The organism is Arthrobacter sp. NPDC058192 (assembly GCF_042883665.1).
Lineage (GTDB): Bacteria > Actinomycetota > Actinomycetes > Actinomycetales > Micrococcaceae > Arthrobacter.
The window spans coordinates 49,141-63,600 of the sequence record NZ_JBHVVJ010000006.1 but is presented as its reverse complement, the minus strand read 5'-3'; the positions used below and the strand labels follow the sequence as shown (position 1 = coordinate 63,600).

The 14,460-nt window shown below is 69.7% G+C and carries 10 protein-coding genes; 6 read left to right on the top strand and 4 right to left on the bottom strand.

Translation table 11 applies throughout. The features are described 5' to 3' along the window. Window positions 1–47 precede the first annotated feature (47 nt). Complete coding sequence (locus ACFVVK_RS07970) at window positions 48–1,784, bottom strand: dolichyl-phosphate-mannose--protein mannosyltransferase (protein ID WP_390265721.1); 1,737 nt, start codon at window positions 1,782–1,784, stop codon at window positions 48–50. 65 nt (window positions 1,785–1,849) lie between these two features. On the opposite strand from ACFVVK_RS07970, the gene rsmI reads away from it, so the two are divergent. Both rsmI and ACFVVK_RS07960 read left to right on the top strand, forming a co-directional pair. Then, window positions 1,850–2,746, top strand: a complete 897-nt coding sequence (rsmI, locus tag ACFVVK_RS07965; protein ID WP_390265719.1) for a 16S rRNA (cytidine(1402)-2'-O)-methyltransferase — start codon at window positions 1,850–1,852, stop codon at window positions 2,744–2,746. A gap of 201 nt (window positions 2,747–2,947) precedes the next feature. Then, window positions 2,948–4,447, top strand: a complete 1,500-nt coding sequence (locus ACFVVK_RS07960; RefSeq protein ID WP_390265717.1) for an NAD-dependent succinate-semialdehyde dehydrogenase — start codon at window positions 2,948–2,950, stop codon at window positions 4,445–4,447. An 86-nt stretch (window positions 4,448–4,533) separates the two neighbouring features. Here the strand turns inward: ACFVVK_RS07960 and ACFVVK_RS07955 are convergent, their stop codons facing one another. From ACFVVK_RS07955 to ACFVVK_RS07945, 3 genes are read right to left on the bottom strand one after another with little or no spacing between them, the layout of a single operon-like run. Next, a complete protein-coding gene (locus ACFVVK_RS07955) occupies window positions 4,534–7,116 on the bottom strand; it encodes a DUF3488 and transglutaminase-like domain-containing protein (RefSeq protein WP_390265715.1) in 2,583 nt (860 codons plus the stop codon). Further along, entirely contained in the window at window positions 7,113–8,711 is a 1,599-nt protein-coding gene (locus ACFVVK_RS07950) for a DUF58 domain-containing protein (RefSeq protein WP_390265713.1), read from the bottom strand. Before ACFVVK_RS07950 ends, ACFVVK_RS07955 begins: the two co-directional genes overlap by 4 nt. A 15-nt stretch (window positions 8,712–8,726) precedes the next feature. Beyond that, window positions 8,727–9,884: an AAA family ATPase gene (locus tag ACFVVK_RS07945; RefSeq protein WP_390265711.1), complete on the bottom strand. Its 1,158-nt coding sequence runs from the start codon at window positions 9,882–9,884 to the stop codon at window positions 8,727–8,729. Window positions 9,885–10,060: 176 nt separating this feature from the next. Between ACFVVK_RS07945 and ACFVVK_RS07940 the strand changes: the two genes are divergently transcribed. The 4 genes from ACFVVK_RS07940 to ACFVVK_RS07925 all read left to right on the top strand — a co-directional run bounded on the left by ACFVVK_RS07940 (window position 10,061) and on the right by ACFVVK_RS07925 (window position 14,458). Further along, on the top strand, window positions 10,061–10,948 hold the full coding sequence (locus tag ACFVVK_RS07940; protein WP_390265709.1) for a TatD family hydrolase: 888 nt from the start codon (window positions 10,061–10,063) through the stop codon (window positions 10,946–10,948). A 304-nt stretch (window positions 10,949–11,252) separates the two neighbouring features. After that, a complete protein-coding gene (locus ACFVVK_RS07935; protein ID WP_390265984.1) occupies window positions 11,253–12,398 on the top strand; it encodes a ubiquitin-like domain-containing protein in 1,146 nt (381 codons plus the stop codon). Window positions 12,399–12,525: 127 nt separating this feature from the next. Beyond that, window positions 12,526–13,425 carry a 16S rRNA (adenine(1518)-N(6)/adenine(1519)-N(6))-dimethyltransferase RsmA gene (gene rsmA / locus ACFVVK_RS07930; protein WP_390265707.1) on the top strand — a complete coding sequence of 300 codons (900 nt, stop codon included), beginning with the start codon at window positions 12,526–12,528 and terminating at the stop codon, window positions 13,423–13,425. 70 nt (window positions 13,426–13,495) lie between these two features. Continuing rightward, window positions 13,496–14,458, top strand: coding sequence for a 4-(cytidine 5'-diphospho)-2-C-methyl-D-erythritol kinase (locus ACFVVK_RS07925; protein ID WP_390265705.1), 963 nt, complete (start codon window positions 13,496–13,498; stop codon window positions 14,456–14,458). Window positions 14,459–14,460: the final 2 nt, after the last annotated feature.

The window sequence follows — 14,460 nt, the reverse complement described above, 5'->3', positions numbered from 1 at the left end:
ATTCCTGGTCCGCCCGGAGTTCGGCGGACTTCCCCTGCAATCCTGCCTTAGATCCAGGAAGGCATCCACATCCGCAAGCGCCATTGCTGGTACGGGACCACCTCGGCGGTCCAGATCGGGTAGAAGAACGCGGACAGCAGCACGACCGCCACCACGAACAGCACCACGACGTAGAACCCGGACCGCCGTCGCCACAGAGGGTCGGTGCGCTGGCCGAGAACCAGCCCCAGGCAGTAGACGAGGGCCAGCACCAGGAACGGTTCGAAGGACACGGCGTAAAAGAAGAAGGTGGTGCGCTCCGGGTACATGAACCACGGCAGGTAGCCGGCGGCCACCCCGGCCAGGACCGCACCGGCGCGCCAGTCACGGCGCCCAGCCCACCAGAACAGCAGGATGCCGAGGCAGAGGGCTGCGCTCCACCAAAGCAGCGGGTTGCCCACCGAGAGGATGGCTGTGGTGCAGTTGCTGACCTCGCAGCCCGGGGTGCCCGGCTTGGGGGATTCGTAGAAAAAGGACGTGGGCCGGCCCATGACCAGCCAACTCCAGGCACTGGCCTCGTACGGGTGGTCCGCGCTCAGGCCCTGATGGAACTTGTAGGCCTCCAGATGGTAGTGGGCCAGGGAGCGGACGGCGTTCGGCAGCCAGCCCCACTCGGCCGAGGGGTTGGCTTCGGCCCAGTGCCGGAAGTAGGCGTCGCTGGACCGGAACCAGCCGGTCCACGTGGCGCCGTAGGTGACGGCGGCCACCGGAACGATGCTCAGGAAGGCCGTGACGCCGTCTTTGAGGATGCCGCCGCTGATCCAGCCCTGCACGCCGGCGATGCGCCGCGCGCTGAGGTCCCAGAACACGGTGAGCAGGCCGAAAGCGGCCAAGAAGAACAAAGCGGACCATTTCGTGCCCACCGCCAGGCCCAGGCAGACGCCTGCCGCGAGCCGCCACCACCGGATGCCAAGCCAGGGGCCGGACGTGAGCTGGAGCGCCGAGGGGCGGCCGGCGGCGGAGGCCGCGGCCTGCCGGCCGAGCCGGGCTGCCAGCCGCCTCCGGCCGTCGTCGCGGTCCATCAGCAGGGCCCCGAACGCCGCCAGGATCCAGAACATGAGGAAGATGTCCAGCAGCGAGGTCCGGGACATGACGAGGTGGTGGCCGTCCACCGCGAGGAGAACGCCGGCAACGGCGCCCAGGGTCAGTGAGCGGAAGAGCTTTTGCGTGATCAGCGCCAGCAGGAAGATCGACAGCGTCCCCGTCAGTGCCGCCCCGAACCGCCAGCCGAACGGGTTGTCCGCACCGAACAGCCACATGCCGGCGGCGATCATCCACTTGCCGACCGGCGGGTGGACCACGTACTCCGGTGTGCCCAGCAGCACCCCGGGGTTGCCGGCGATGAAGGAGTCGTTCGCCCGGTCGGGCCAGCTGCGCTCGTAGCCGCTGACCAGGAGTGAATAGGCGTCCTTGACGTAGTACGTCTCGTCAAAGACCAGGTTCCGGGGCGTGTCCAGCCGGACGAACCGCAGCGCACCGCCCAAGGCCGCCGTGAGGGTGGGGATGAGCCAGTACCAGAGCCGCAGCGAGGCCGGATAGTCCCGCCAGCTTTGGATCCCCCCGATGAGGCGCTCTTTGAGGGCGTCCGCGGTGAAGGCCTCGGCGGGCCGGCCGATCCAGCGGTGCCGCTCGAGATTCCGCCCGGTGCGCAACCGGCCCCGGGTCTGGCTGCCGGCGCGGCTCGGGCCCGAAGGCGGGGACGCGGCGGGGCCGGCCTCGGGCGGCAGCGTGGGGGTCTGGGTCACCTTGCCATGCTACCGTTCGCGGCTGTGCACGGCGGGTCCCACTCCGGCGGCAGTAGGCTGGTTCTGTGGACCACGAACCGAGCACTTCCCCCGATCTTCCCGTCAGCGATCTTCCCGTCAGTGACGGCGGTCCCGGCCGGATCGTCCTGGCGGCGACGCCGATCGGCAACACCGGCGACGCGTCGGCGCGGCTCCTGGAGCTGCTCACGACGGCGGACATCGTCGCGGCCGAGGACACCAGACGGTTGCACCGGCTCGTGCAGAACCTCGGCATCACCGTGGCCGGCCGGATCATCAGCTATCACGAGCACAACGAGGCAGCCAAGACCGCGGACCTGCTGGAGCAGGTCCGCGCCGGCAAGACCCTGGTGATGGTGACCGACGCCGGCATGCCGTCCGTGTCGGATCCGGGCTTCCGGCTGGTCGAAGGCGCCGTGGCGGCCGGCCTCACCGTGACCGCCGCACCCGGACCCTCCGCGGTGCTGACGGCGCTGGCCCTGTCCGGGCTCCCGACCGACCGTTTTTGCTTCGAGGGCTTCCTGCCCCGCAAGGCAGGCGAACGCACGTCCCGGCTGGCGGACCTCGACGCCGAACGGCGCACCATGGTGTTTTTCGAGGCACCGCACCGGCTGGAACCGATGTTGCGGGCCCTCCACGACCGGTTCGGCGCCGACCGCCGTGCCGCGGTCTGCCGTGAACTGACGAAAACCTACGAACAGGTCATCCGCGGCACCTTGCGCGAGCTGCTTGAATGGGCCGAGTCCAACGAGGTGCGCGGCGAAATCGCCGTCGTGGTGGGCGGGGCGCCTGAGCGCGAGCCTGGCCGCCCGGAGGACCACGTGGCCGCAGTCAACGGGTTGATCGCCCAAGGCGTCCGGCTGAAGGAGGCCGTCGCCGCGGTGGCCGAGGACGCGAAGGTCAGCAAACGCGAACTGTATTCCGCTGTCCTCGCCTCACGGTGAGTCCGGGCCCCTTAGCGGCGCCGCCGCTTGTGCAGCTGCACAGCGTATCCCGTGGCAGGCAGTGCGTCCATGCATGGACTTGCCCGTCCTGGCAGCAGTACGGTGACAGTAATCCAGCCGCCCGGGCCTGCGGGAATGGGCTGCGCTAAGAACCTGGTGGCAACACACTGGGACCACCGAATTGCTGACGAGGGAGTCGTTGTGACTGTAACTGCCCAGCCCATTGTTACTGCGGAGCGGGAGAGCGCCCTGCTGGCCTCTGTTCCGACGGGTTTGCTGATCGACGGCGAGTGGCGTCCGGCCGCGTCGGGGAAGACGTTCGACGTGGAGGACCCGGCCACCGGGAAGGTGCTGCTGAGCATCGCCGACGCCGGGCCCGAGGACGGCAAGGCGGCGCTGGACGCGGCGGCCGCGGCCCAGGAGTCGTGGGCGAAAGTCCCCCCGCGGGAACGCGGTGAGATCCTGCGCCGGGCGTTCGAGCTGGTCACGGAGCGGGCTGAGGACTTTGCGCTGCTGATGACCCTGGAGATGGGCAAGCCGCTGGCCGAGGCCCGCGGCGAGGTGACCTATGGGGCGGAGTTCCTGCGCTGGTTCTCCGAGGAGGCCGTGCGCGCGTTCGGCCGGTACTCCGTCTCCCCGGACGGCAAGTCCCGGCTGCTGGTGACGAAGAAGCCGGTGGGCCCGTGCCTGCTGATCACGCCGTGGAACTTCCCGCTGGCGATGGCGACGCGGAAGATCGCCCCGGCCGTCGCCGCGGGCTGCACGATGGTGCTGAAGTCCGCGAACCTGACCCCGCTGACCTCGCAGCTGTTCGCGGCCGTGATGCTCGAGGCCGGCCTGCCCGCCGGTGTCCTGAACGTGATCCCGACCTCCACGGCGGGCGCCACCACGGGTCCGCTGATCAAGGATGCCCGGCTCCGCAAGCTCTCCTTCACCGGGTCCACGGAGGTCGGCCGGCGCCTGCTCGCGGACGCGTCGGAAACCGTGCTGCGGACCTCGATGGAGCTCGGCGGCAATGCCCCGTTCGTCGTGTTCGAGGACGCCGACGTCGATGCCGCCGTCGCCGGTGCCATGCTGGCGAAGCTGCGGAACATGGGCGAGGCCTGCACCGCCGCGAACCGGTTCATCGTGCACGAGTCTGTCGCGGACGAGTTCGCGGAGAAGTTCGCCGCGAAGATGAAGGGCATGACCACGGCCCGCGGGACCGAGGCCGAGTCGAAGGTGGGTCCGCTGATCGATGCGAAGAGCCGGGACAAGGTCCACGAGCTCGTCAGCGACGCCGTCTCCGCCGGTGCCGTGGCCGTGGCCGGTGGCGCCCCGGTGGACGGGCCCGGCTACTTCTACCAGCCGACCATCCTCAAGGGCGTCGCCGAGGGCACCCGGATCCTGTCTGAGGAAATCTTCGGCCCGGTCGCCCCGATCATCACCTTCGGCACCGAGGACGAGGCCGTGCGGCTGGCGAACAACACCGAGTACGGGCTGGTGGCCTACGTCTTCACGAGGGACCTCAACCGGGGTATCCGGATGGGCGAACGGCTTGAGACCGGCATGCTGGGCCTGAACGCCGGTGTGGTCTCCAACGCGGCCGCACCCTTCGGCGGGGTCAAGCAGTCCGGCCTGGGCCGCGAAGGCGGGCTCGAGGGCATCGAGGAATACCTCTACACCCAGTACATCGGCATCGCCGACCCCTACGCCGGCTAAGGCAGGCGGTCCGGCCGTCAGGCCGGCCCGGTGACGCGGTCCCCCTGACGCGGGGCCGGTGACGCGGGCCGGCCCACAGCGGCCGACTAGCCGCGGCGCACCCGGCGGACGGTATTGCGGATCAACACCCAGGCTTCCGCGGCACCCCGCCGGGTGCGCTGTGCTGTCCGGGACAGGAACTGACGGGGCACCGGCAGGGACCGGCGCCATCCCGAGAGGACCGACGGCGGCAGCCAGTCCGCGCGGAGCCGGCCGCCGAGCGTTGCGTTGGCCCGCAGCGAGGCCTGCACCAGGGCAATCCTGGCCGCCGCGGAGCCGGCGGGGTCCGCGGATTCCGTGTCCCCGGCCGGACCGGCAGTCCCCGAGGCGGCCGTCCCCGGACCGGCAGCCCATATGGTGCGGTTGGGGCGGCCGTACTGCTCGCGCTCAAAGTCCTCAGTGAGGGACGCGGCGGCCCGTTGCCCGGGATTGTCCGCGCCGGAGGGTTTCCCGAAGGATTCGACCGCTGGTTCCCCCAGTGCCCCGGAGACCCGCAGCCGCCGGGAGAAATGCCGGGGCGTTTCGCTCGCTGCGGGCGCCACGCCATAGTCCGTGGCGAGGTCGCGCAGTTCCGCCCAGGCCGGCGCCGCCCCTCCGGCGCCATTGCCGCGGGCCGACAGGCTCAGCCGGCGGCGCCGCACCCGCGCGCGGGCCAGCCGCGGCGACGCCACAAGCAGCGCCAGCAGCAGCACCGCGCCGACACCGTAGAGTGCCTGCGCCGGCCGCGGGTCTGCGGCAGTCGCTGTCCCGGCTCCGGGAAGGGGGACGGGGGCGAAGGTGGGGACGGGCGCCCGGCTCGAACCGTCTCCGGGCGTCAGTGCGTCGTTGCGCTCGTTGGTGCTCGCGCCGCTGGGCGTGGTGCCTTCGGTGGCGTAGGCGGGGACGATCCCGCGGGAGGGCGTCGGCTCGAACGGCACCCAGCCCAGGCCCGGGAAGTACAGCTCCGGCCACGCGTGGGCGTCCCGGGAGTCGACCTCGTACTCCTGCAGCGGGCCCTGGCCTGCGACGGACACCGTGGCGCCGGTGGGGCGGCCCGGGGCGTAGCCCACGGCGATCCTGCTTGGAATGCCCTGCAACCTGGCCATCACGGCCATGGCCGACGCGAAATGGATGCAGTAGCCGCTCTTCTGGGTCAGGAAGTCTGCCAGCACCGACAGGCCGTTTCCGTCATAGCCGCCCTGCACGGGGGACTGCAGGGAATAGGTGAATGCGGCGGAGCGCAGATAGCTCTGGATCGCCATGGCCCGCGTATACGGCGTGGTGGAACCGGCCGTCACCGCCTCGGCCGTGGTGCGAACAATCTCCGGAACGTTCGCCGGCTGCCGGAGGAACTGCTCGGGGATCCCGCTGGCCGGCAGGGAGGCGTCCCGCAGCATTCCGGCGGTGAGCTTGGCGGTCACGGATGTGACCACGTACTGCTGGTCGCGGGAGTTGGTGTCGACGCCCTTGATGCTGAGCGTGGCCGGGTCCCAGCTCCAGCGCCCCGTGAGGCCGCTCACGGACTCCGGGGCGTAGGGCGCGGGGAGGTACGGGCTCGTGAACTGGCCCGTGTTGACCGCCGTGACCACCCGGAGCCCCGGCACGGTGGAATCAAGGCCGGCGTCGATCCTGCCGGTGCCCTGCCGCCGGGTGGACTCCCGGTCATCCGGTGCCCAGGAATCACCTTCGAAACTGTCCACCGTCACCGAGCGCAGGTAGGGCGCCGCCGGGGCGTTCGTGGCGAAGGTGATCCGGCCCTCCCCGGACGGGCTGCGCAGGCTGGTGCCCAGGCTGATCATAGGGTTCAGGCCAGTGGCGCCGCCGAACGGGTTCAGTCTCGAGCCCTGCGGGAACGTGCCCTGGTCAAAGCCCGGGGTGACCGTCTGGAGCAACAGCGTGAGGGTCAGCGCCAGGGCGGCCGTGACGGCGCCACGCCGGATCTGTCCCGGGTCGCGGGCCGTGTCGGCCCGGGTGCGGGCGGCCGGTGCGAACCAATGGCTGCAACCGAGGATCATCAAATAGCCGACGGCTGCCCCGATAAACCCGAGCGCCCCGACGCTTTGGGGCTTGACGATGGCCGGCACCACGAGAATTGCCAGGATCCCCAGTCCGCTCGTGGCCGGCAGACCCAGCGGGAACGCGAGGGCATCCACGAGGATCACCAGCAGCCCGAGGACGGCGCAGATCAGCATGACGATGCCGGCATTGGGGGCCACGGGAGTGCTCTCGGCGAGAATGGTCTCGCTGGCGCGCCGGAGGAACTTTTCCAGATAGTTCATGGTTTCCGGCGACGGGATAAACCCCGCGATGCTGTACTTCCGGAAGAAGGTGAAGGTCAGGGCCAGGGTCAAGGACGCCAGTCCGCCGGCGGCAACCATCCACCCCGGGGCGCGCAGCGCCCGGAGCGTCGCCATGGAGAAGGCGACCGCAAGGACGGTGGTGAACACCGGGGAGTACCAGGCCCACCCGCGCAGGACCCCGTTGAATCCCAGGGCGGCTCCCGCGACGGCGACGGCGACGGCGGCCGCCATCGCCCACGGCTGGGCGCCGGGTCCGTCCGGCCGGGACGCCGTGGCCGGCGGCTGGACTGTCGGTTCTTCCGGTGCGGACGTTCCTGCGCCGGGCCCGCTGCGCTGCGGTGCGAGGGTCATAGCCGGCTCCTCGCGCCCCGCCGCACGTCGGCCGCAGCGGACATGGCCGGGTCCGCCGCGTCGAAGGCGGCCCATGCGTCCGGCAGCGAGGACCGGGCAGATACCGCGACTGCCCGCCACCCGCCCAGCCGCAGCACTTCCATTACCTCAAGGACCTCGCCGGACTCGTGGAGGTGGTCCGTGACCAGCAGCGCAAAGGCGTTGGCGCCGAACGCCGCCGCGGGGGACAGGGCCCGGGCCTCGGACGCGGTGAGGTTGCCCAGGACCGCCAGGATCGGCCCCCTCAGCCGGTGCGCGGAGAGCTTGTCCATCAGGGTGTCGTCGAAGGCGCGCGCGGCGGTCGCGGCCACCACGGAAGACCCGGCAGCGGAGGACCTGGCAGCGGACTTGGCAGCGGGGGCGGCCTGCCCGGAGAATGCCGCGCGGTCTCCCTTTGTGGCCGACGACGGACGGGGCTGCCGGCCCGGCAGAGTGCGGGGATTACCGCCGCGGGTTCGGTGCGGGTGGGGGTGCTGGGGGCCGGAGAGCTGGATGGCGGCCAAGCTTTCCGCGATGGACTGCAGCCCGGCCGTCCCGCCGTACTCCTCCGCCTCGGGATCGGGGGCCGACGGCGACTGCCGGAAGGCGGGGGCGCCCGCGCTATCTAGGAACCGCAGGGTGTAGCTGCGCTCGGCGAGGTGCGCGGCGATCGACATTGCCGCCGTGACGGCCCACTCGAAGGTGTCGCAGGTCAGTAACTCGTGTCCGTCGCCGCTGCCTGAACTGCCTGCAGGGCCTGAACTGCCTGAACTGCCCGGGCGAGCGGAGGAAAAAGCTCCGTGACCAAACACGCCGTGGGGATAGGCCGAAAGTCTGTGGTCCAGGATAATCGTCGCCTCCGGCGTCGTGACGGATTCCTCCTGCCGCACCATGAGGGAGCCGTGCCGGGCGGTAGCGGCCCAGTGCACCCGGCGCATCGGATCCCCGTGGCGGTATTCGCGGGTCATGACGTCGTCGTCGCTCGGGTTGGCCCGGATCCGCGTGGCAGTAACGCCGTCGTTCCCGCGGGCCCCGGCCAGCCCCGTCTCGGGGAGTTCCACGGCGGCCGGTGTCACGGTGAGGAGATCGCCGTCGTCGATCGCGTGCCGGTGGAAGGACAAACCGAAGGGGTCGCTGAACTCAGCAGTGACGGGCCCGATCACAAACTGGCCGCGCTTGGCCGAGCGAAGGTGGTATTCATAGCGGCTGGTACCGCCGGGCGCGCCGCGGGCGGGGAAAAGGAAGACCGGGGATTCGCCGAACCGGGCCGGCAGATGCTCCTCCATGATCGCGTGACCGGTTCCCGGCCCGTTGCGCGCAATGGCCAGCCGCACAGTGGTCCGCGCGGACGCTTCGACCGGCGACGGGCCGAATTCCCGGTAGACCCGGAACCTCGGCTTCAGGACGCGGGTTCCGGCGAGGGCCAGCAGCGGCAGGAGCAGCAGCAGGACCGCAAGAGCCAGCAGATCCCTGCGTCCCATGATCTGCGCGGCCAGCAGCGAGACCGCACCCGCGGCCAGCAGTCCCCAGCCGCGGGTGCTGAAGATGTGCCCGGAAAACCGATCCCTCAACGCCACGGCGGAACCCTCGGCCTAACGCGGATTCGGCAGCTGGGGCGACGGCGCTGGCGCCATGGCCGAAGCCTTGTTTCGGGCCGGGCGGGCCGCCCCGTTGGCTGAAGCCGCCACGTCCGGGGTGACCGGGATCTTGGCGATGATGGCCCGGATGACGCTTTGTGGCGTCTCGCCCGCGCTGGCCGCCTTGCGATCGAGGATAATCCGGTGGGCCAGCACGGCCTCGGCGACACTGACGACGTCGTCGGGCAGCACGAAGTCCCGCCCCTCCAGCGCGGCGGTGGCTTTAGCTGCCCGCAGCAGCTGCAGCATGGAGCGGGGACTGGCACCAAGGCGAAGAAGCTTGCTTTCCCGCGTAGCCCGTCCCACGGCGACCGTGTAGTCCTTGATGGACCTGGACACATAGACCTGCTGCACCGTGGCAATCATGGCGGCCACTTCCGCGGCTGTGACCACCGCGCTCACGCGGGCCAGCGGCGACGACGACTGATGCGTTTCAAGCATCTCCATCTCGGACTCCCGGTCCGGGTAACCCATGGAAATCCGGGCCATGAAACGGTCCCGCTGCGCTTCCGGAAGCGGGTAGGTGCCCTCCATCTCAATGGGGTTCTGCGTCGCCACCACCATGAAGGGCTCATCCAGCCGGTAGGAGGTGCCATCCACCGTCACCTGGTGCTCCTCCATGCACTCCAGCAGGGCCGATTGGGTCTTGGCCGAAGCGCGGTTGATTTCGTCCCCGATAACGATGTTCGCGAACACCGCGCCGTGGCGGAACTCGAACGACCGGGTCGCCTGGTTGTAGATGGACACACCCGTGACGTCGGACGGAAGCAGGTCCGGGGTGAACTGGATCCGGCTGACGGAGCAGTCGATGCTCCGGGCAAGCGTCTTGGCCAGGAGCGTCTTTCCTACCCCCGGGACGTCTTCGAGGAGCAAATGGCCCTGGGCGAGGAGCACGGTGAGCGCCAGCTGTGCTGCTTCGGCCTTGCCGTCAATGACGGTGTTGATGGCGGTAAGGATCCGGGTGCTGGCCGCATGGAACGCCGCGGCGTCCATGGCCGCGGGACCGTGCGGCGAGGACCGGTGTCCGGCGGCGTTCGAGTCCACGCCGGGTCGGCCCGGGAAGCTCTGCCCGCCGGGGGCAACGTCGTCTATGGAGGTGCGGTGATAATCCATCGGCAGCCTTTCAGCCCTGGAGGGTCCCGGAACGGACCGGCAACGGCCGCCGGGCCCCGCAGCTGGGTTCACTGGTTCCTAACGGAGAAATAACGGAGTACTTACAGACTACTAACACAACTGCCGACCCTGACAGAGAGTTCCGGGGAAATCCGGCCGCCCGTTAGGGTGGATGAATGCCCAATCCCCAAACCCCCGTCCCGTTCCGGTCGCCTGGAAGTGACGGTACCGGACGCAGCGGATATCCGCCTGCACCCGAGCCGCTTCCCGTGCCGGTCCTGGACAACCACACGCATTTGGACTTTCGCTCCGGGGAGCTGTCAGTCGGCGTCAAGGACGCCCTCGACGCCGCGGCCGCCGTCGGCGTCCAGGGCGCCGTCCAAGTGGGCTGCGACCTCGAATCGTCCCGGTTTACCGTCAAGGCCGTCGACCTGGATGCGCGGCTCTTGGGCGCCGTCGCGTTGCACCCCAACGACGCCCCGGAGTACGCGCTGCGCGGCGAGCTCGATGCCGCGCTCGCCGAAATCGAGGCCCTGGCCGCCCACCCCCGGATCCGGGCGATCGGTGAGACCGGCCTGGACTTTTTTCGCACCGAGGGGGAGGGCCTGGCCCACCAGCGCTATTCGTTCCGCCGCCACATCGACATCGCCAAGCGGCTCGGACTGACGCTGCAGATCCACGATCGGGATGCCCATGACGACGTCGTCCAGGTGCTGCGCGAAGAAGGTGCCCCGGAGCGCGTGGTCTTCCATTGCTTCTCCGGCGGCGAGGAGCTCGCCCGGACATGCAACACCGAGGGCTGGTACATGTCCTTTGCCGGCACTGTGACGTTCAAGAACGCGGCGGACCTGAGGGCCGCGCTGGCCATCGCGGAGCCGGCCCGAGTCCTGGTCGAGACCGACGCGCCGTTCCTCACCCCGCACCCGCACCGCGGCCGCCCCAACGCGAGCTACATGGTCCCGTACACCGTTCGGGCCATGGCCGATGTGACGGGATCGGACCTCGCCGGATTGTGCGCGGCGATCGCCGAAAATTCCGTGCGGGCATACGGATCCTGGACCTAACGGACGCTGCCCCAGGTCCTCCCGGGAGAATACCAAGTATGTACGATTTCTTGGTTCCTTTATAACGCTATGGTTACAGTGGTCAACAATTAGCCGGGGTCGGGGAAGGCCTACGGATAAATTCACTCCTGCAGGGCGTGCATCGTGGTCAACCAACCACATGTGCGCTCTCGCTTTGAGTGAGGCAGTGCACGCATGTTCCGTGACGCTCCGGACCTGGTCCGGGGCCGCCCTTGGCGCGCTCACGGAGGGTGGTCTCGTGCACTTTCCCCGTGCCCGGAAGGTCCAAGAGATACGGGCAATCGTGGTCAAGTTCTTCACATCGGACGGCAAGATCAGCTTCGTCAAAGTCGGAGCCCAGCTCGTTGTGCTCGTGGCACTGGTGCTGGGCCTTGTGGCCTTCGTCGGCAACAACAAGACGATCACACTCAACGTGGACGGAAAAGTCAGCTCCGTCCAGACCTTCGGCGGAACCGTCGGAGAGGCCGTCAAGGGTGCCGAGGTTGAACTGCAGCCGGCCGACAGGGTGTCGCCGTCATTGGACTCCCAGGTGCAGGACGGGTCAGTCATCAACGTCAACCTCGCCAAAGCCGTCAAGGTGAGCCTCGACGGCGCCGAGCGGACCGTCAACACCACCGCGCCCACCGTCGAAGGGCTGGTGACCGAACTCGGCGTGGCCAGCGCCTCGCAGGTATCGGTGCCCAAGGACGCCCAGCTGGCCGTCGCCGGTTCCTATGTCGCCATTTCGACGCCGAAGACCGTGAGCATCGTCGCGGACGGCAAGGCGGCCGCGAAGACCACGACGGCCGCCACGGTGGCCAAGGTGCTTGAGGACGCCGGCCTGAAGCTCGGAGCCAGCGACCGCGTCTCCCAGCCGGGGAACGCCCCGGTGGTCAATGACATGGTCATCAAGGTCTCCCGGGTCGACGTCAGCAAGACGGCCACCACCACCGAGCCCGTCGCGTTCGAAACCCTCACCACCGAAAACGCGGACATGTTCAAGGGTGAGAAGACTGTCACCCAGGCGGGCGTCGCCGGCACCACCACCAAAAACTTCAAGCTGGTCCTCGTGGACGGCCGCGAAGCCTCCCGGACCCTGGTGTCCAAGAACGTCAGCCGCCAGCCTGTCACTGAAAAGGTCACCGTGGGGACCAAGGAAAAGCCGAAGCCCGAAGCCAACACCGGCGCCGCGGCTCCCGCGATGATGAACCAGGGCATGTGGGACAAGATCGCGCAGTGCGAGTCCGGCGGGAACTGGTCCATCAACAGCGGCAACGGCTACTACGGCGGCCTGCAGTTCGACGTCGGGACCTGGCTCGGCTCCGGCGGCGGTGCTTACGCCCCGAACGCCAGCCTCGCCACCAAGGCCCAGCAGATCGCCGTCGCCAACCGCGTCTACGCGCAGCGCGGCCTCGGCCCCTGGGGCTGCGGCTGGGCCGCCTCCAGCTAGCACACGACTGGCACGCCAACGCGGCCGCCTGGCCGCGGAGGCGTCCCCAGAGGCCGGGTCCGGATATCCTTCCGGACCCGGCCTCTGGCGTACGGGCGCCCGGATAGGGCCGGGATAGGATACCTAGGTGACTGAACCGACCCCCGCCGCCCCCGAAAGCCAGCCCGGAACTGCACCCGCACCGCTGATGGGCGCTACCGACATCCGCCGGCTGGCAGAGGAAGCCGGGGTGCGGCCCACGAAGACCCTGGGCCAGAACTTCGTGATCGACGGCAACACCATCCGCCGCATTGTGGCCGCCGCCGGCGTCCGGGCCGATGAGACAGTCCTCGAAGTGGGGCCCGGCCTCGGGTCGCTGACCCTTGGCCTGCTGGACGCCGCCCGGGCCGTCGTCGCCGTCGAAATTGACCCGGTCCTCGCCGGGCGCCTGCCGGACACCGTGGCCCGGTGGCGGCCGCACGCCGTCGGGAATTTCCACCTCGTCCTGGCCGACGCCATGAAGGTCACGGAGCTGCCCGCCGAGCCGACCGCGCTCGTGGCGAACCTTCCCTACAACGTTGCAGTCCCCGTGGTGCTGCACCTCCTGCAGCATTTCCCGAGCCTGCAGCACGGTCTGGTCATGGTCCAGGACGAAGTGGCCGACCGCCTCGCGGCCGGGCCCGGTTCCAAGACGTATGGCGTCCCGTCGGTGAAAGCCGCCTGGTACAGCAGCATGCGCAAGGCCGGGGTCATCGGAATGAACGTCTTCTGGCCGGCGCCCAAGATCCATTCCGGGCTCGTCGCCTTCACCCGGCGGGAGCCACCGGCCACCACCGCCACCCGGGCGCAGGTCTTCGCCGTCATCGACGCCGCCTTCGCGCAGCGCCGCAAGACGCTGCGGGCGGCGCTGGCCGGCTGGGCAGGCGGCGCCGCCGAGGCTGAACGCTGCCTGCGGGCGGCCGGCGTCGACCCCGCCGCACGCGGTGAAGTGATCGATATTGCGGCGTTCGCCAGGATCGCCGAAGCCCGCGCGCAGGCGGGCTCCTGAGTTCTGGGGAACTTCGGCGGCCCCCTTCCCGGGCTTTGAGCCCGGCCCCCCAATGCCATAGCGTGGAGCCATGAACGCAGTGAGAGGGCGCTTTGCCGCGCGGACTGTTCGGGTCAAGGCTCCAGGCAAGGTCAACGTCTCACTGGATGTCGGACCGCTACGCCCGGACGGCTACCACTCGGTTGCCAGCGTCTACCTGGCTGTCTCGCTTTACGAGGAAGTCGCTGCGACCAGCACTGAAACCGGCGGGATCACCGTCAGCATCAGCGATGCGAGCACCCTGGACCTGGACGGCGTGGACATCCCGCTCGATCACCGCAACCTCGCCTACAAGGCGGCCGCGATCATGGCCGACGTCTCCGAGCACTCAACCGGCGTCCACCTGGAGATCACCAAACGGGTGCCCGTGTCCGGCGGCATGGGCGGCGGGTCCGCCGACGCCGCCGCAACGCTGTTGGCCTGCGACGCGCTGTGGAACAGCGGCCTGTCCCGCGACGAGCTCGCCCACCTGGCCGCCGAACTGGGCGCCGACGTTCCCTTCGCCCTGCTGGGCGGCACCGCCGTGGGCCTGGGCGTGGGCGATGACCTCTCGCCGGCCCTCGTCAAGGCCCAGACGGACTGGGTCCTGGTCACGGCCGACTATGGCCTGTCCACACCGGAGGTTTTCCGGGCCCTTGACTGCCTGCGCGCGGCCGAGGGCGTGACGGGCGAGGAACCGGCCGCCGTCGACCCCGGCATCCTCACGGCGCTGCGCAGCGGCGACGCCGACGCCCTGAGCCGCGTCCTGGTCAACGACCTCCAGCGCGCCTCGATCGAACTGTCCCCGGCCCTGCGCGACACTCTGGGCCGCGGCGAGGCCTGCGGGGCGGTCGCCGGAATCGTTTCCGGATCCGGCCCAACCGTCGCTTTCCTCGTCCACAGCCCCGCCGCCGCGGCCGGGCTCGCCGAAGAGCTGCGCCGCCACAGCCTCGACGCCATGGCGGTGCACGGACCGGTGCACGGGGCCCGCATCATCTCCGATACGCTCCTTTAGGG

Excerpts from the sequence above, each read along its gene's own strand:
- ACFVVK_RS07925 (WP_390265705.1), top strand. The coding sequence starts at position 13,496 with ATGAACGCAGTGAGAGGGCGCTTTGCCGCGCGGACTGTTCGGGTCAAG.
- ACFVVK_RS07945 (WP_390265711.1), bottom strand. The coding sequence starts at position 9,884 with ATGGATTATCACCGCACCTCCATAGACGACGTTGCCCCCGGCGGGCAG.
- ACFVVK_RS07940 (WP_390265709.1), top strand. The coding sequence starts at position 10,061 with ATGCCCAATCCCCAAACCCCCGTCCCGTTCCGGTCGCCTGGAAGTGAC.
- ACFVVK_RS07955 (WP_390265715.1), bottom strand. The coding sequence starts at position 7,116 with ATGACCCTCGCACCGCAGCGCAGCGGGCCCGGCGCAGGAACGTCCGCA.